The 16,543-nt window shown below is 35.1% G+C and carries 19 protein-coding genes; all 19 read right to left on the bottom strand.

Going from position 1 to position 16,543, the window contains the following annotated elements:
- Positions 1 to 9 precede the first annotated feature (9 nt).
- The gene (locus KQI85_RS07200) at positions 10 to 1,368 is read right to left on the bottom strand and encodes a hypothetical protein (protein WP_216575410.1); all 1,359 of its coding nucleotides are present in this window, start codon (positions 1,366 to 1,368) and stop codon (positions 10 to 12) included.
- Positions 1,368 to 2,255, bottom strand: coding sequence for a hypothetical protein (locus KQI85_RS07195; RefSeq protein ID WP_216575409.1), 888 nt, complete (start codon positions 2,253 to 2,255; stop codon positions 1,368 to 1,370). Before KQI85_RS07195 ends, KQI85_RS07200 begins: the two co-directional genes overlap by 1 nt.
- Positions 2,252 to 3,226: a siphovirus ReqiPepy6 Gp37-like family protein gene (locus KQI85_RS07190; protein ID WP_216575408.1), complete on the bottom strand. Its 975-nt coding sequence runs from the start codon at positions 3,224 to 3,226 to the stop codon at positions 2,252 to 2,254. The genes KQI85_RS07195 and KQI85_RS07190 overlap by 4 nt, the downstream gene beginning before the upstream one ends.
- Positions 3,217 to 4,041: a hypothetical protein gene (locus tag KQI85_RS07185; RefSeq protein ID WP_216575407.1), complete on the bottom strand. Its 825-nt coding sequence runs from the start codon at positions 4,039 to 4,041 to the stop codon at positions 3,217 to 3,219. The genes KQI85_RS07190 and KQI85_RS07185 overlap by 10 nt, the downstream gene beginning before the upstream one ends.
- Entirely contained in the window at positions 4,038 to 6,539 is a 2,502-nt protein-coding gene (locus KQI85_RS07180; protein ID WP_216575406.1) for a hypothetical protein, read from the bottom strand. Before KQI85_RS07180 ends, KQI85_RS07185 begins: the two co-directional genes overlap by 4 nt.
- Positions 6,539 to 6,841, bottom strand: coding sequence for a hypothetical protein (locus KQI85_RS07175; RefSeq protein WP_216575405.1), 303 nt, complete (start codon positions 6,839 to 6,841; stop codon positions 6,539 to 6,541). Before KQI85_RS07175 ends, KQI85_RS07180 begins: the two co-directional genes overlap by 1 nt.
- Before the next feature lie 17 nt (positions 6,842 to 6,858).
- On the bottom strand, positions 6,859 to 7,221 hold the full coding sequence (locus tag KQI85_RS07170; protein WP_216575404.1) for a hypothetical protein: 363 nt from the start codon (positions 7,219 to 7,221) through the stop codon (positions 6,859 to 6,861).
- Positions 7,222 to 7,236: 15 nt separating this feature from the next.
- Entirely contained in the window at positions 7,237 to 7,974 is a 738-nt protein-coding gene (locus KQI85_RS07165; protein ID WP_216575403.1) for a hypothetical protein, read from the bottom strand.
- Between the two features lies 1 nt (position 7,975).
- On the bottom strand, positions 7,976 to 8,344 hold the full coding sequence (locus KQI85_RS07160) for a hypothetical protein (protein WP_216575402.1): 369 nt from the start codon (positions 8,342 to 8,344) through the stop codon (positions 7,976 to 7,978).
- On the bottom strand, positions 8,341 to 8,754 hold the full coding sequence (locus KQI85_RS07155; protein ID WP_216575401.1) for an HK97 gp10 family phage protein: 414 nt from the start codon (positions 8,752 to 8,754) through the stop codon (positions 8,341 to 8,343). Before KQI85_RS07155 ends, KQI85_RS07160 begins: the two co-directional genes overlap by 4 nt.
- Positions 8,738 to 9,103 carry a head-tail adaptor protein gene (locus KQI85_RS07150; RefSeq protein ID WP_216575400.1) on the bottom strand — a complete coding sequence of 122 codons (366 nt, stop codon included), beginning with the start codon at positions 9,101 to 9,103 and terminating at the stop codon, positions 8,738 to 8,740. Before KQI85_RS07150 ends, KQI85_RS07155 begins: the two co-directional genes overlap by 17 nt.
- A gap of 1 nt (position 9,104) precedes the next feature.
- Positions 9,105 to 9,635: a hypothetical protein gene (locus tag KQI85_RS07145; protein ID WP_216575399.1), complete on the bottom strand. Its 531-nt coding sequence runs from the start codon at positions 9,633 to 9,635 to the stop codon at positions 9,105 to 9,107.
- A gap of 20 nt (positions 9,636 to 9,655) precedes the next feature.
- Positions 9,656 to 10,672 carry a N4-gp56 family major capsid protein gene (locus tag KQI85_RS07140; protein WP_216575398.1) on the bottom strand — a complete coding sequence of 339 codons (1,017 nt, stop codon included), beginning with the start codon at positions 10,670 to 10,672 and terminating at the stop codon, positions 9,656 to 9,658.
- A gap of 12 nt (positions 10,673 to 10,684) precedes the next feature.
- Positions 10,685 to 11,353, bottom strand: a complete 669-nt coding sequence (locus KQI85_RS07135; RefSeq protein WP_216575397.1) for a phage scaffolding protein — start codon at positions 11,351 to 11,353, stop codon at positions 10,685 to 10,687.
- A gap of 390 nt (positions 11,354 to 11,743) precedes the next feature.
- Positions 11,744 to 12,043: a hypothetical protein gene (locus KQI85_RS07130; protein ID WP_216575396.1), complete on the bottom strand. Its 300-nt coding sequence runs from the start codon at positions 12,041 to 12,043 to the stop codon at positions 11,744 to 11,746.
- Between the two features lie 233 nt (positions 12,044 to 12,276).
- A complete protein-coding gene (locus KQI85_RS07125; protein WP_216575395.1) occupies positions 12,277 to 12,447 on the bottom strand; it encodes a hypothetical protein in 171 nt (56 codons plus the stop codon).
- Entirely contained in the window at positions 12,444 to 13,880 is a 1,437-nt protein-coding gene (locus tag KQI85_RS07120) for a phage minor head protein (RefSeq protein WP_216575394.1), read from the bottom strand. The genes KQI85_RS07125 and KQI85_RS07120 overlap by 4 nt, the downstream gene beginning before the upstream one ends.
- A complete protein-coding gene (locus KQI85_RS07115; RefSeq protein WP_216575393.1) occupies positions 13,873 to 15,318 on the bottom strand; it encodes a phage portal protein in 1,446 nt (481 codons plus the stop codon). Before KQI85_RS07115 ends, KQI85_RS07120 begins: the two co-directional genes overlap by 8 nt.
- A 1-nt stretch (position 15,319) precedes the next feature.
- Positions 15,320 to 16,540: a PBSX family phage terminase large subunit gene (locus KQI85_RS07110; protein WP_216575392.1), complete on the bottom strand. Its 1,221-nt coding sequence runs from the start codon at positions 16,538 to 16,540 to the stop codon at positions 15,320 to 15,322.
- Positions 16,541 to 16,543 lie beyond the last annotated feature (3 nt).

The following is a 16,543-nucleotide window of genomic DNA, read 5'->3' as shown; positions in this document are numbered from 1 at the left end:
ATCACTCCTCTATATAAAATCTACTTTTGCATTACTATTAGCACTCGCAGCACTCTTTAATATACCGACAGAACCACCTGCAGTAGTGTGTCCAACTTGCGATACCTGAACACCAGTATTTAATCCACTCTTATAAATAACATTAGTGTTATTATCAAATGCTATTATTCTGTATTTAGAGCATGACGGATCATTTGCAATCGCCAATATAATATTTTTACCAATCATACTCGTTGGAGCAGTTTTAACAGTATAATCATAACCGGGTTGTATTGAATTATAAGGTGGTGATTTAAAATTAGTTAGAACTGTAGAACTACTTGACATTCTCGCTTCATAACGATTATTGGTACCTGCCGTCGATGTGTTTATTGCAGCATCCGTGCTATATGGATACATAACCGGTGCTGAACCACCTGCGGTATATGAAAATCCACCGGCCGAAAAATAACTTCTCGATGAAGTCGTATATGCATATAAAAAGCCATTCATAAATCTTGATTTCATACTTAAACTAGGTGCATTACTACCTGAGGATGTAAGTGTTATTAAATTATTATGATGCGTACCACCAGACCCCTTCATAACATGTAATGAACAGTTACTTGCATTCCATACGACATTATATAATGTACCGTCAAAATCAGTATACGATGAGACATATGTACTACTACTGGTATCTTTAGTATCTGTTGCTACTGAAGACCATGCAAGTACTTTGGTTGATGTATTGTAAGTGAATGTGTATTGATAATAATATAAAAATGATGAACTTGTTGTACATAAGACTTGTAATACAAATGTTAACACATTAGATGTATAACTTACATAACTTGCACTCAGTAACGTGGAACTTCCGTATGATTCATAGTTGTATCGTGATAGTTCAGTTAATGTCGATACTGCTGTAAATGTATGTGTTGATGTATTTTCCTGTAATATCATAACTTCAAACACAGCTGTTGTTTTTGAATATGTGTAAACATAATAATTACCATAAAGTTTATACAGTTTAGGTGTAATATAACCGCCTGACGATGACGCATGTGCGTTTTCAATCACTGATGAAGCAGTTACATGAAAAACGCAATCACTATCTAAATAACCATACTCTATAATTAATTTGGTTAAGTCAGTAGTATCCCTATAATGTCTGTACATATATGGATGATATGCACTTACATTTCTAACAGGTGTATACAAGTACCCTGTTAATGTTTGTGATGTGAGTGAATTACCGAAACTTGTACCATCTGACACTGCTTCAACTATAGTGTTCTTCTTCATATCTGTTTTTGCACTCCATGTTGTTATTCGTGTCGGATTTTCAATATTCAATCCACCACCTAAGTTATCCCTAACTGCCATTATTCACTCACCACCTTTGAGTTAACTATTAATATAGCATCTATTGTGATATCTACTGCAGGTACTGTTTCGACTGTTATTGTTAATTTTCCATCTGCTTGGGTATAAGCTGGTGTAATCTCAGTACCAGATGCATAATAAACATCTATTATACTATTCTGCTTAATGTATGATGATGTTATTGTATATGAACCACTGTTCCAATCGGAAGTAGCAATAACTATGTTATGTATTGATACTTCCCTGTTGTCTAATGAAACAAGTATGTTCTTATCTGTAATCTCTTCATAAGCATCATTAAATTGTTTTTCATAATTTGTGATTGCTGTATTTACCTGCAGGTTCCACTTCGCTTTTTCATCTGCAACTTGCTTATTAAGACTGTCAGATATATTCTTAAAATTCGATGTAGTCTTAAATAGTGCGTCAATTGATTTGATTGTAAGTCCGTCAATATTCACTCTATAAAGTGGCATCTGATTTTTAATTGCTCCTGCTAATAAATCACCTGTTTCATATTCAGGATCCATCTCACTACCATCTGCTACAGGTATACCGGTTAATACTTCAAGCTTAGCCGTTTCTACTGATGTTACTTCATTCTTCTCATATGTAACAACAATTAAATCCTGACGTTTACAACCTGTTATACCCTCTTCAATATCAAGTTCCTCATAGTCATCCGGTTTTATTCTGATGTGACGTCCCTGCATCAGAATATCCCCATCTGCGATTTTTATAATATTGTTATCCTCAATTGTAGCAGTGAATTTATTACCTCTGTCCATCACAAATTCACCATTGCCCATCATAGCAGCGTTAAAACTACCTGCATCATCTGATGTTATATGCTGTGCTCCTGCATATCCTGTTACAAGTGTAATCATTCTGTACCACCTACCTCGTATGTTATTTTTACTGTGTCATCTTCAATTTTAACTATCTTCTTGGTTATATACTCTTTAACCGTAAGACCTGTTACATTCTCTTTTGCTTCAACAATATCACCAATATCATACTGTCCATTAATTGCGTCAAATGTGACATCCATTGCATTTTGTGTTCTGCTATCCTGTATTATCTGTTTTCCACCATCAATTAAATCACTATCATCTTCTGCATTGGTGTCTTCATACACATCCATAACTTCATCAAGACCTGTGAATGTCTGCTCTGTTTCACTGTAATTACCATCTGCATCGCTGTATACATGTAATACTTTTCTATCTTTTAACTGACCAGCTCCCAGGCATATTACATGATTAATTGGTTTATAATATTTTGTAATATCAAAATTAACCATGTCATTATCTATTTGCCCTATTTTACTATAATCTGTAATTTTATCAGCTGATAACATAACCATACCATTTTTGAATGTGATTAATAACTTACAATTTTTCAACTTAACTAACTTTTTTAATGCTGTGTACCCTTTGATATACCTTGGGATTTTATAATTGGTTACTGTAATACCACTATCCGCTGTAGCAGCAGTAAATAATGTGTTGAGTGACATTTCAGATATTAATAACCCTATAATACTGTTAAGTTCTCCATTTACTATCAGATAATCTTGTCCATCAGGTGGTGATATAACCTTAGCATTAAGAATACCGTGCCATGTACGACCACGATATATAAGTAACTCATTTTTGGTATCCACTTCAATACTATCAATAATTCCACCGTACTCTGTACCCTCAATATAAATTATATAACCGGGATGCATAAGCTTTGAATTAATTGAAGTAGTTAACTCAAAATCGTTCTCATCTGCACCATAAGCAAGGTCTAGTGTATAATCACTTAATACTCCGATATCTTCTTTCGTATCTGTCATATATATCAGATCCACAGTGGTTCACCTCGCTTTTCTAAAAGCGTTAATTCAAATTTAAAAGCTTCAGACCAGGTAATAGCATTACCGCCTGACATTATTTTTTCAAATATATAACTTTCTTTATCTCTGTTATTAAACAGATTAGTGGTGTTACCTTGTCTGTCATATTTAATTATTGTTTTATTGAGACTGTCTATAATCAGATGTTCCGTTGCTCTGAGTGTACATGTGACTTTATACCTATGACCTGCAATTTTAATCTCCGGATCTGTCACAGGTCCGAAGATTTTTAACCTAAAATCACATTCAGAAAAATTGTAATTTGTTACTGCACTGTTAATACAAGTATAGTCATATGGAAAATCATTATTGAAATCTAAATTATACCCTGGTTCATTAACTCTGTGTGACTCGTCAACATATGTATATGTTGTTTCTTTTATCCAATTTGGCTCATCTGTCTGTATTGTGAGTGTAGCTGTCAGATATTTCTTATCCTTAAGATATTCTGTTTTCTTACTTGCAGTAATATAACATTTTAAATAATATCCATTAATGTATAATTTACCTGCCTGTAATGACAGAATATCTTTTTCTGCCACTTCATACAGTTTATTTTTTATCATTGTAGCTTCATTATCAGAGTCGGCAAACACAATCACAGGTAATGACTTACTCACGATACCTTTTTTGAAACGACTAATTTTATTATTATAGCTGACAAGCTCATATGCAAAATCATGTAAATCATTCGACTGAGCATATAGTCCATTTTTACCAAAATTCAGTTTTTCACCTAAGTGATTAATATATTCTATCTGCTCTATCATACACTTCTCACCAACCTTGCAAATTCTCTGTGTCCAACTTCAAATTTTAACGATGCTATATTGTCATATAGTTCTGAATTACTGTCAACAAGCTGCTGTAATAAATCAATCATTTTTTCAGCCATCTTATCTGATAAAGTACTATTTTCTTCTCTCATACTGTCTGCAACTGCTTTAATCCACTTTTTATTATTTTCAAGTGGTACAACTGCCTCAGCACCGTTACCTTCAAGTAAACCAACCTGTCCTTTTTCGAGTATACCACCCTTTTCGAGACGTGGTAACGAAACAGTATCCAGTGTCTTAACAGACCAGTCAAGACCAAGTAAATCGCCTGTACCCTCAACTACTGTATTAAGTCCGTCAATTAGTTTATTAATACCTCTGATAACTCCATTGACCATACCCTCAACACCACCAATAATTGAATTAAGCACACTCTTGATTCCATCCCACATTCCTTTGAATATTTCTGTTACTTTATTCTTGATTGTTGTAAATGTATTAACAAGGGTATCCTTAACTCTGTTAACTGCACTGCTCATCATTGAAATTATTCTATTCCATATGCTTTGGAAGAAATCATTTAATAATATAAACAGATTTTTAATTACTCCGACAGCTCCACTCATAATCTGTTTAATACCTTCCCACATTCCACTCCAGTCGCCTTTAAACATTGCTGTAAATGTATTCACTATTCCACCGATTATATCAAATACAGATTGAAATACGGTTTTTATCTGACTCATGTTCTCCTGAGTCCAGTTAACAAGGTTTATAAATAATGGATAAATATATTGCTCAACAACTCCTACAAACCACTGTACCACTATTGCAATGTCATTAAATACTGTCTTGAATAATTCACCTACAGCTGTAATTTTATCTTGATTTTCAACCCATAATTGCTCAATCATATCAATGAACATCTGCAGAGTTGGAATAATGTAATCTGATATTGCTTCATTGATTATACTTTGCAAAGTATTAAATGCATCGCATATCTGTGTTATCGCTGGTGTGACTGCAGTTATTATTGTATTAGCTATCTGTGTAAATGCAGTAACAACATCTGTTATCACTGGTATTACTACACTTGATGTAAATTCTATCGCATTTAATACAATGTCACCTGTAAGCATACCAATCATCTCTATGACCGGTAGCATTGCATTATAAACATCAGCAAATATTGTCTTGAGTCCTTCAAACTGAGCTGTAAACATCGGTATTACAGACTGCATAAGCATCTCTGACAGATTACCAAAAGCCATCTGAAAATATGATAGATATGATGTAAAACTGCTACTAAATACACCACCGAGCGCACCACTTACATTTGATACTGCATTATTTATAACCGATGTTATCGCACCACTTAACTCTGATAACAACGATGGTAATGCTTCAATAAGAGTCTTAATAACCGTCTGTAATAGAGTCATTGACGCACTTAACATCTGTGGTAATATCTGTCCTAACATAGGTGGAATCTTTTTTAATAACATTGGTACAGCTCTGACTATAAATCTACTGATACCTGCCATTGTCTCCTGTATCCTTGGTAATACATTATCAGCTACAGCCTGTATACTATTCCATAATTCAGCAATTAATTCCGTCATGTCCTGATTGCCGTCTGCAAAACCTGTAAGTAAGTTCTGCCATGATGATTTCATCATACCAATTGAACCACTGATTGTTGATGCTGCTTCCTTTGCAGTTGTGCCTGTTATACCCATTTCAGTCTGTACCACGTGAATTGCATCAACTATATCAGCATAAGATGATACATCATATTTAATTCCTGATAACTTCTCAGCATCAGCGAGTAATCGTTCCATTTCTTCTTTTGTACCGCCATAACCGAGTTTCAAATTATCTAACATGGTGTAGTTTTGTTTTGCAAAACCACCATAAGCATTTTTAATTGATTCCATGTCTGAACCCATCTTATTGGCATTATCAGACATATCTACGAGTGCCATATTCGCTTTTTCTGCTGCAGCTTCAGTATCTCCACCTAATGATGCAACAAGAGATGCTGCAAAGCCTGTTACAGTCTCCATATACTCATTCGCTGACATTCCAGCGTCTTTGTATGCTGTTTTTGCATATCCAAATACTTTATCCTGTGCAGACATGAGTCTGTTATAATCATCTCTTGCTTCATCAACTGACCTACCGACTGATTCTGCATATTCTTCAATAGACTGACCACCTGCACCGAATAACGTCTCAACACCACCACACAACTGTTCATAATCTGCATAACTACTGATTGCTGCTTTACCAAGGCCTGCTACTGCTGTAACTGCTGAACCGATTCCTGCTATCACTGTAGCACCTGCTATTTTAGCAGTCGAACCAATCTTACTCATTGCACCTGAAAACTTACTGTGTGTCTCCTCTGCTGTATCTGATGTCTGCTTCAATGCTTTGTTTGCATCTTCGTTATCCACAACTATACGTCCTAATAGTTTAAACAGTTCCACTATGTCTCACCTCTTCCCGGATTAAATCTCTTTAATATGTCATGTGCGACATCAATCTGCTTTGTGACCTGTTTATCATTCATTGCAAGTCTGTCTGTATTATTCTCACTGACTGTATTTGTTACAAGTTCACGCCATTCATTAAATGACTTGTCAGATTGACTATGTAAATATAACTGCCACATTTTTGCATCATCACATTTCTGCATTGTTTTTATAATAAACTCTCCAAACCGTCCATCATTAATGTACATCTGCATAAGTTCCATTGGATTGCTGTAACGGCTGTACAGCAAATCCATGAACTCAAAATCACCAATTACAGCAATTTGGAAAGCACCTTGAAAAAATCAGTATTCTTTACTCCTGAAAATGTATCAAAAATCATAAGTGGAAGTGTACCAAATTCACTGTCTTTAAGTTCGTCAACTGTCATTCCACTAAGATTTGACCAAAATTCATATATCTCTGTTTCTGCTCTGTCCAGATTACCAATTACAATATCAGCTATTCCAAGGACTACAAGTTTACCTGCATCCTCGTCTGTTTTATCTGTACGGTCAATAGTAAATACCTGTTCTAAGTCCTTAATGCCGATTTTACGCATTATTTTTAATAATGGGAATAAATCACTGTCTTTCAAATTTCTTAACGTATACGCGCGTTTTACGTTGTCTTTCATGGTCATCTCTCCTTATTATGCTGATTTTTTAGGATAAAAAATGTAAATTGGTAAAGTATCATAAACACCACTTGCAAAATCAGCAGTAGCTTTAAATGTTGCCGTTGTTACTGATGTCTCTTTATTCTTGTTATCAAGTTCAAGACCACTTGAACAGATGACATTCTCCATGATTATAATAATCTCTGTACCATCTGTTTTCGTACCAACAAATGCAAGATTATCAAGATAATCACTTAATTCAATTAATGACTTTGTTTGGATCTGTGTATAACCTTTGATAAGTGTGTCAACCTCTTTACCAACGATTGCTCTTTTGAGTGACTCAACTGTATGCTGAGCGAGGTTGACTTCAAGTGTACCACTCTCACCTGTTTTCTGGCTAAGTCCTTTAATCTCAACAGTTGCACCATCGACTTCAATAGATGTAATCTCTGGCACAATTGACAACTTATTACCGCCATTCGTGGTTCCAAGTACATGTTCTTCATCATCTGTCCATGCTCCGATAACGTAGTCGCCAACGGCAGGACTTGCGTAAGTCTGTGCTAATCCGATAAATGATTTATCTGATTTTACTTTTGACAACTGAATAGTTTTATCTGTTTCAACAGTACCATCTGCAACTATCTGTAATGCTCCTGCTGTCTCATCTTCCACTTTTGAGTATACATATTTAAAATTCTTAAATACTACACCTGCACCAAGTAAAAAATCATTTGGTGTATTACTATTAATGCCTGATTTTCTCATGCTATTCACTCCATTCTTTTATTCTGATTGTTAATTCCATGCGTTTAAGGTTTGGATCTTCATCATCAATAAGATTATGACCCTCATAATAAAAAGCCGCTGTATGTCCATCTGACAGTCTAACAATTTTATTATCAAATCTGCTTTTTATGAGTTCATTCATTGTTAATAATTCAATCCACGTATTACGCGTAAAAAAAGCAAGAGTAAATACACTCTCGCTTGATTTATCTTCACAATTATTATCAACTTCTCTGTATTCACCTACACAGTATGGATAACCCGGATGATTTTCATGACGCATAAACGCATAATTTATATTAAGTTGTTTTAATCTGCTATCAATATAGCTTAATACCTCTGTTGTCATTCCTCTCCCATCTCCCCAAGGATACTCTCAGCACGTCTGATAAGTACATCTTTTATACTGTCAAAAGCATTTTTAAATCCATGCTGTGGCTTTTTACCTCTTGTAAAATGTCCTTTACCTTTAGCATCCACATAGAACCAACCGCCTTTACGGCCATTACCGCCTACAGCATACTCACCTGTACCAAATTCCTCCCAGATTGCATTTTCAAGTGGGGAACCTATTACTGATTCAAGGTCACCTTCATTGACTTTATATCTCCATGATCCTTTTAACTGTCCTGTGTCAACTCTTGTATTTGCCTGTACTTCATGTAGCAGTTCTCCTGATGCTTCATACAGATATGCTATAGCTTTCTCATTGAGTGCATTTTTAACATTCATGGTATTATTTTTAAACATCACTGACATTCTTATCACCATCCACATATTTAAGATATATCTCATAATGCTGATGCAGTCCCATAACGTCATCAATATACATTATGTCATACGGCTGATTGTTTATAACAAGTCTTCCGTCCTGTGCTGTAATGTTTATGTGTTTATACTCTGCAATGAATATATGTGTTGACTCCTGTGTTTTGACATTCTGCTCTGTATATTTACTGTTACCTGTTGCCAAGTCAAGATAACCACTTATTGTATCAACATTCTCCCATTCAGTAATCTGTTCACCTATAATACCTGTTGTGACTTTCTTCCTCTGTATCTGTGCTATTGTATTACCATCAATCATCTTCCATCTTCCACCTCTCATATTAAAACCTTGCTTTGATATAAGGCTTTAAAAAGCCAAGTAATGACTTTGGATAACCCATAACAGAATTATCACCGTCCATATTGAAATATGTTACTGAATGTCTGCTTAATGTCTCAGACTGCACCCCAACCTTTGAACGTTTATCTATATCCCATTTGATTAGATTTACAACTCCCATTTTCACATCAGCGGGATATTTAATTTTGGTTAATGTTATCTGTAACTCATCGATTAAGGGGTCATTTAGGCTCATACAGACGTTTTCTGTATCTATATGGTTAATTGTATAGATACCATTATTATATGCGCTATTTGAGACTTCAACGGTATCTCCTGTCTTAAACAACTGAGTTATACCATCAATAACTCCATTGCGTATATTACATACAATTCTATATGTTCGCTGTTGGAAGTTATTATTTGTATAACTTCTTATCATCAGCTCGAGGGCCTGTAAAAGACCCTCTAATTCTGAATCTGTTTTATCTGTAGTGATGAACTGTTTAAGTTCAGCAACTGACATTATCATAACAGTTCACACCCTTTCAATTATTTTTTAAATTTTGCAAGTACAACTTTTGCGGCATTGGTTAATGCAGTACCATAATATTTTGATGCTGTCACATCGTGACGCTGTTTCTTAGGGAACCACTCGTGATCAACCTGTACATCTTTCTTTAAGTAAATTGTTAATGCTGGAAGTTCATCCTCTGTATAATCTGTCTCAGCTGAATCAGGTTCAATCTTAATAATTGGATTTAAATAATACTGATTAGCAGCAGTCACACTATTAACCTTATCACCGACTTTTAATACTGCCTGACAATATGACTGTACTGTTGATAAATGCCTTGCTGTTGCTGTTTCATCTGTACCATCTTCAACAATTGTAATTGAACCGCCTGCGTTTGCTTCATATTGAATTAATTTGACTTTCTTTGACTTCTTAACCCAGCATGAACCAATCTTACCGATTGAGCCTTTAACTATTACAGATTTGTCAAACTTATCTGCTGACTTAAAATTATCCTCTTTAAGTAATGATGATTCCTGTAATGGATTGATAAACATCACTTTTTCAATTCCATCTTCTTCATCTTCAAATTTTGCACATGCATCAACAATTCCATCGTAACCGATTTTTGCAAGCGAATCACCTACATATACATTTTTTGCTGTATATGCTGCATCTAATAAATCATTATCCACTTTACCTATGATTGATTTTGCAAGCTGTGTCTCTGCCTGTCCTACCGGATTACCAAGGCCGCTGTTAATTGCTGTCTGTGAGATGCCGACTGACTTTATCGCACATTTAATTTTAAATGTTGCTGATGTTGCTGTAAGTTTTGCTGTTGCGACTTCTTCACCTGATTCAGGGTCAAAATCTTCTGCATCACCAATGTAATTCCATGATGGTACTGTCTTTGTATCGCCAGCTACACCGACAAGTGTTGTATCTACTTTTGCGTATGGTGTGAGTTTTGCTAAAGCATTAATTTTTGCTTCAATCATATCTCCCATAACTTCTGGATTAATAACATCTGATATTTTTGTAAATCCCATAACTTTTACCTCCTAATTATGCATCGCCGCATTGTAAACATCAGGTGTTTCACTGAATATCTTCATGCGTTCTGCGTATGGTTTGTTTAATAGTTCCTGTCTTGTTAATGATTTTTTGGTGTTTGCATCAGGAAGTCGATTATCACCAAGGACCTGCAGTCCGTCCGATGACATACTTTCAAACATACTTGGAAACTGTATTTTTAATGCCTGTGCTTTATCACTCCAGTTCTCAATATGTCCATTTTCATCGAGTTTAAGTGGTTCACCTTTTTCTTTCAGCTTGTATGTGAGATAATCAACATCAACCGCTTTTTCAGCCATAAGTGCAACCTTTAATGCAGCTTTCAATTTGACATCTTCAAGCTGAGTCTGTAAATCGCTGACTTGTTTCTCATAGTCACTGATTTTACCCTGTAAACTCTCATTGTCCTTAGTTGCTGATTTTAACGTGGTAATCAGTTTATTTGCTTCACCAATTTCAAGGTCTTTATTTGCAATCATGTTATTAAGTTTTTCTGTTTCTGTTAAAAACTTACCACGCGCTACATAATCACCACGTCCGAGATTTCCAATCTTTATCTGATTGTCTTTATTTTTCTCATCTGCATTATGTTCCTCAATCTTTTTCTGAACTGTTGCAAATAGCTCATCACCAAGTAATTCTTTTAAAAAATCCATATATAATCTCTCCCTTATTGTGATTTTAAATGTCTCACCGACTTTAATTTCTGACAGATGCTTTTAATCGTCATCACATGCCATCGGACAATAAAAAAGACACTTATTAAATCAAAGTGTCTCTGTATGCTCGTAATTCACTCAAATAGCGTTTATTTTTAGTCACCCTTATACAACTGTCGACAAATCGTATATCGTGGCTCTGTGGCACTATATGATGTTCTACAAGATATTTAATTTTGACTGCAACACGTTTGTGTCTGCAATGAGTATGACAAGTTTCAAAAGAATCAGGATTATAAAGAATCCACTCATCTTTTTGTTGTGACTTTCTGATGTACAATCCCAAGTTTATCAACTCCTGGTATAAAAAAAAAGACCACCGTCTTTCTATGCTTCTATGCAGTCAATACCATATTCCACTGCACAAGTGTGTTCTATCTTGCAACCCCTGTACTTATCCCAACCTTCTGCAAAGTATGCGACATCTGCGGTTGATAAAAGTTCAAGTGACTTGCCAAGAAACCAAAGTGGTCTTGCATCATGTGGTGCATCCTTGAAAAATGAATCAATGACTTCCACATCATCGGCAACACGTTCCTTTGCTACCCGAATTGCCTTTTCTCTTTCTGCAAGAATCTGTTCGTTAGTCTTATCTTTCATTGGCTGACTAATAAATAACTTCTTCATAGTGTTTACACTTCCTTTCTGACCTCATATAATCGTCATATAGCAATGAAAATCAATTCATTGATGACTTTGTTAGGGTACGAAAAAAGCACCGTCATTTGACAGTGCTTTCAATCAATAAATTACATCAATCCATCTTCCCTCAATCCTGTTTCATAGTCTGCTTTCAACGAATTGACTAAAAAATTCATTCAAGGTTTTTATATCATAACCTTGTTTTTTATGAAATGCAGTTAAGTCCTTTTTTTCCAATCTTTTATTGATTCATTTTCCTTCAATACTCCAAATTGCTTAAGGATTTTTTCAAAATCTTCTTCATGCTTTCTTTTTTCTTCTTCTGTAAAGATAACTTCTTTACCTGTCGGAATTGCTTTTGGTATACCACGTCTTAATTCTTCACTCATTTACTTTCCTCCAATAAAATATAGTATTTTCCTTCATTTTCTGTCATATAAATAACATTAAATTCTAAATCATTTTTATATAACACTTCTTGTTCTTGTTCATTAAATACAGAAATATCTTTACCATTCTTTGCATCTTGAATAAATATCTGTATTTGACCATCAGGGTTGTATGTATCACCTTTTGTTGTAGAAAGAAATTCTTTATATGCGATAGTTTTACCAATTTTATATTCTTTCAAGAAGTCTTGTACAGCTTTTTCATCTCTGAGTAATAATGACCTTTGAAGATTTCCACTATAAGTTGGCATTTTGTCAAGTGCATTGTTCAGTTCCATTGTGAACCGTTCTTCATCATGTGTCAAGGGTTGTTTTCGTCTTAATTTATCATTAACTACATATGACTTAAAAGACACATAATCATATATTGCTTTTTCATCCTTTTCAGTTATACCATATTTCTTCTTGAATGCTTCCTTTGCGTTTTCTTCATGAGAAGCCTTCAAATACTTTGCTTTGAAATCTGAAAAGTCAATTGCCTTCTCATGTCCAAATTTCTTCGAATCATCAACAAGCAATCCATGAAAAGATGCTCTTTTACGAAGTGTTTCAAGTTCTGATTCATCCAATGCCCATCTTGCCCTTTGCAACAATGCACACCGACAATTGACAACTTCACTCGCTGGTGCTTCATGGTCACCTGGTATCATAAGTCCATTACTGAATGGTTCATCAAGTTCCCTTATCTCACCGTCTACTCGTCTGTGACTTTCTCTAGTTCTTCCATCCAAAGCAGCAGACCATTGTTTTACTATGTCAGCACCTTTCTCCTTGGCTTTTTTCTGTGCATCATAAGATGCTGTCTGCTGTATCCTGTGTCCTTCCGTTCTTGCAATTCGCATTGCTTTGTTTTTGCTTATTCCTGCGACTGTTGCTATGTTACGATGTATATCTGCATATGACTGTGCTGTTGCTATTCCAACTGATAATTCGGATGCTATCTGCTTTTTAAGAGTTTTAATATCTTTACCAAGTCTGTTATACAGCGATTCGGATAGTTTCGTATCTTTGGTTATTGCCTGTACCACCTGCTCCTGGTCAATTGGTATCATAAGTGGTATATTCTGACCATGCAGATTATACATGGTACCTATGAATCCTGTATTATAACAGTCTGTCAGATATTCGCTGACTGAGGTAAACTCTTTTGAGTGAAGTGTATCAATCGCACTCTCAATCTGCTGTTTTAATGCTTTCTGATATTCCACCTGATAGATGACATTTTGCATATTACCATCGTCTCTTGCTAACAATTGTGATATTTTATCATCTATCTCTGTAAGTGCTTCTGCATAGACTTTATCAAGTTCTTTTAGTACTTTTTTCTCATTTTTCAGTGTCTCTTCAAGTACTTCTTTTTCCCTCTTATTCATCTATGTTCACATCCTTTAATGTCTGCATTGCACTGTTGATACTGTTGTCTGCTTCGTTTATATCAGGTAATTTATCTTTGATATCTTCATACGATATGTCAAGCTGTTCACAGATTAACTGCATCAGTGTCTCATTATCAAGTCGCTGTGCAATATTAAGCAGTGTTGTAATTGCAGTCTGCTGTTTCTGTGCATTGGTTAATTCAATCTGTGCATTTTCCACTGCGTTACTCATTATGTTATGTGTAAAACTGTAATACACATCTTTCAGCTGGTAATCTTTTACTTCTGTTTGATTGACATCATCAAGCACAACCTTTACAAGTTTATTCAGGAACTGTTTTAATCTGATTTCAAGCTGTGAACATCTTAAATCAAGTAATGAATATGCTGCTTTGATTGCTATGTTCGTTGTCGCTGATGTGTCTTTAAGTCCTGCTGTATTAAGTCCCATACCAAATCTGTATATATTCTTCTCATCAAGTTCAAGTTTCGCAACTCTCGCCTCATAAGGTACATTTACTGTTTTTACATCAACATCACCTTCATCACCGACTCCAATAATCTTCTTTGTCTTAAGGTTTGTCTGCAATTCATCGAAGTTATCACCCTCAAAACCCTTGACTACATGCAGTGGTGTATCAAAATCTACGAGATTATTGGATAAGCTTGATGCCATTAAATCATAATCATCAATCAGGGCTTTTATAGGCTTTAAGTTTGATAATTTCTTTTTGTTGTTATCCAATCTAAAGAAAGGAATGAATCCAAAACCTTTATATAAAACTTTCTTATCCCTTTTATACAGCGTGTGGGGTCTAGGATTGAGTTTTTCGCTATCATCGGGAACAATTACACCCTCGTTATCCTGAACATAAAAATAGACGTTCTGAGCGTCCCATACTTGTATTCGTTTTATTATTTTATTTGACTTTGCAAGTCTGTCATTATACCAGTAGATGACGTGGTCGGCATCACTGTCTGTATCGTTTGCTCTGACTTCTACTACACCGATTGAGTCAGCACACTGGAATGATATTTTATTATCTGCGTTACGGTACGCATACATATAACTGTAACCACTTCTCTGACATCCTGTAACTGCTTCTGTCAGCTCTGCTATAAAATCCTGATTATTATTAAAATACTCATCAAGTATATCCTGCAGCTCAGGTATATCAGACTTAATCATGTCTGTATCAGATAACATGTACTGTGTACCCTGGTCTACAAGTTCACGATAAAACAGATGTGGTATTTTCATGTTACTTCTTGTCTTATCCTCTACTATCTCACCATCTGCATTGTAATAAAACATTCTGTACTGCAGTATATCATTCAGTCCATCGTAATATCTTTCTCCCTCTCTGGCATCATGTTTTAACTGCGATGCAATATCATCTCCAATAAACTGTTGTATCTCATTAACCGTTAACACTCTACATCACCCACTTTCTGTTTTTTGTATATGCTTCAACTGCATACCTCATCGCATCCATAAGATGGTTAAAATCATCAATAGGTCTGTTCATCATCTGACCAAATTTATCCTTATCCCATGTGTAATTGCTTATCTCTGTCAGAAAGTTTACACATCTTGGATGTATGATAATTTCAAAATTCTGTATAAACTGAATACCGTTATTAATGCTGTCTTTACCTTTTTCTGCACCTTTTATTCTGAGTCCATAACCTTTTAACTCATCTATCGATTTTGGTTCTGCTGAATCAGCCGTTATTCTCTCTTTGCTATAACCAGCGTCAGCAATACTGTTATAAATCATCTTGTTTGACATACCTTTCTGATAAACTTCATCCCACACATATAATTTTTCATTATCTGTATCAATGAATCCAATAAAAAAAGCAGTCGGATCATTCGTATAACCAAAGTCCAAACCTGCTACAGTTTTACAATGTTTTATTTCTTCAAGTGTAAATGACTGTTCTTTCCAGTTCTCATACACCAAACCATCTACAATACCCCAATTTCCGAGACCTGCGACCTGATAACGTCTCGGATTATTCACCTTCATTCGTTCAAATACTCTTAAATCGGCTTTATCAAGCCACTCATTACACTTATAATTTGTTGTAATTGCAAGTGTATCATCATCCGGATTATCAAAGAATCGTTTTTTTATCCAGTGATGCTCATTCCATGGATTGAACGTTAATGTAACTTGTTTGAAAAGTTCACCTGGTACTTCACCTCGGATTGATTCATCAAGTACATCAAAATCTGATTCATTCATCAGCTCATATGACTCCTCTACCCACATCCAACATAGGCATCCATTATCAACTGTAATAGATGTGACTTTCAAAGGATCATCCAAGCCTCTGAAATATATCTTCTGTCCTGTTGGTATGTATGTCATTTCAAGTGGTGACTGTTTTACATCCCAGTAAACATCAGCACCAAGTCGGTGAATTGCCCACTTAAGTTCTGTAAAACATGAGTCTTTAAGTGTTCTGTATGTCTTCCTGACAACAAGAGTGTTCGCCTGTGGATACTTCATCATATTCACGATGTACCAAAGAGCTGTTGTTTTTGATTTTTTACTTGCTCGTGAACCTTTACAGACCCTATATCGTTTTTTGGTATTCCAATATTCTGAATAACCTTTACCGACTACTTCCTGTAATGATAATTTCATACC

The organism is Falcatimonas sp. MSJ-15 (assembly GCF_018918265.1).
Taxonomy (GTDB): domain Bacteria; phylum Bacillota; class Clostridia; order Lachnospirales; family Lachnospiraceae; genus Falcatimonas.
The sequence above is the reverse complement of the archived record's forward strand: the minus strand, read 5'-3'. Positions and strand labels throughout refer to the sequence as shown.

What these genes read in the sequence shown, in the direction of transcription:
- KQI85_RS07135 (WP_216575397.1), bottom strand. Translation starts at nt 11,353, where the DNA reads ATGGATTTTTTAAAAGAATTACTTGGTGATGAGCTATTTGCAACAGTT.
- KQI85_RS07125 (WP_216575395.1), bottom strand. Translation starts at nt 12,447, where the DNA reads ATGAGTGAAGAATTAAGACGTGGTATACCAAAAGCAATTCCGACAGGT.
- KQI85_RS07185 (WP_216575407.1), bottom strand. Translation starts at nt 4,041, where the DNA reads ATGATAGAGCAGATAGAATATATTAATCACTTAGGTGAAAAACTGAAT.
- KQI85_RS07175 (WP_216575405.1), bottom strand. Translation starts at nt 6,841, where the DNA reads ATGGATTTGCTGTACAGCCGTTACAGCAATCCAATGGAACTTATGCAG.
- KQI85_RS07120 (WP_216575394.1), bottom strand. Translation starts at nt 13,880, where the DNA reads ATGAATAAGAGGGAAAAAGAAGTACTTGAAGAGACACTGAAAAATGAG.
- KQI85_RS07200 (WP_216575410.1), bottom strand. Translation starts at nt 1,368, where the DNA reads ATGGCAGTTAGGGATAACTTAGGTGGTGGATTGAATATTGAAAATCCG.
- KQI85_RS07110 (WP_216575392.1), bottom strand. Translation starts at nt 16,540, where the DNA reads ATGAAATTATCATTACAGGAAGTAGTCGGTAAAGGTTATTCAGAATAT.
- KQI85_RS07155 (WP_216575401.1), bottom strand. Translation starts at nt 8,754, where the DNA reads ATGTCAGTGATGTTTAAAAATAATACCATGAATGTTAAAAATGCACTC.
- KQI85_RS07145 (WP_216575399.1), bottom strand. Translation starts at nt 9,635, where the DNA reads ATGATAATGTCAGTTGCTGAACTTAAACAGTTCATCACTACAGATAAA.
- KQI85_RS07170 (WP_216575404.1), bottom strand. Translation starts at nt 7,221, where the DNA reads ATGAAAGACAACGTAAAACGCGCGTATACGTTAAGAAATTTGAAAGAC.
- KQI85_RS07130 (WP_216575396.1), bottom strand. Translation starts at nt 12,043, where the DNA reads ATGAAGAAGTTATTTATTAGTCAGCCAATGAAAGATAAGACTAACGAA.
- KQI85_RS07150 (WP_216575400.1), bottom strand. Translation starts at nt 9,103, where the DNA reads ATGAGAGGTGGAAGATGGAAGATGATTGATGGTAATACAATAGCACAG.
- KQI85_RS07195 (WP_216575409.1), bottom strand. Translation starts at nt 2,255, where the DNA reads ATGATTACACTTGTAACAGGATATGCAGGAGCACAGCATATAACATCA.
- KQI85_RS07160 (WP_216575402.1), bottom strand. Translation starts at nt 8,344, where the DNA reads ATGACAACAGAGGTATTAAGCTATATTGATAGCAGATTAAAACAACTT.
- KQI85_RS07140 (WP_216575398.1), bottom strand. Translation starts at nt 10,672, where the DNA reads ATGGGATTTACAAAAATATCAGATGTTATTAATCCAGAAGTTATGGGA.
- KQI85_RS07165 (WP_216575403.1), bottom strand. Translation starts at nt 7,974, where the DNA reads ATGAGAAAATCAGGCATTAATAGTAATACACCAAATGATTTTTTACTT.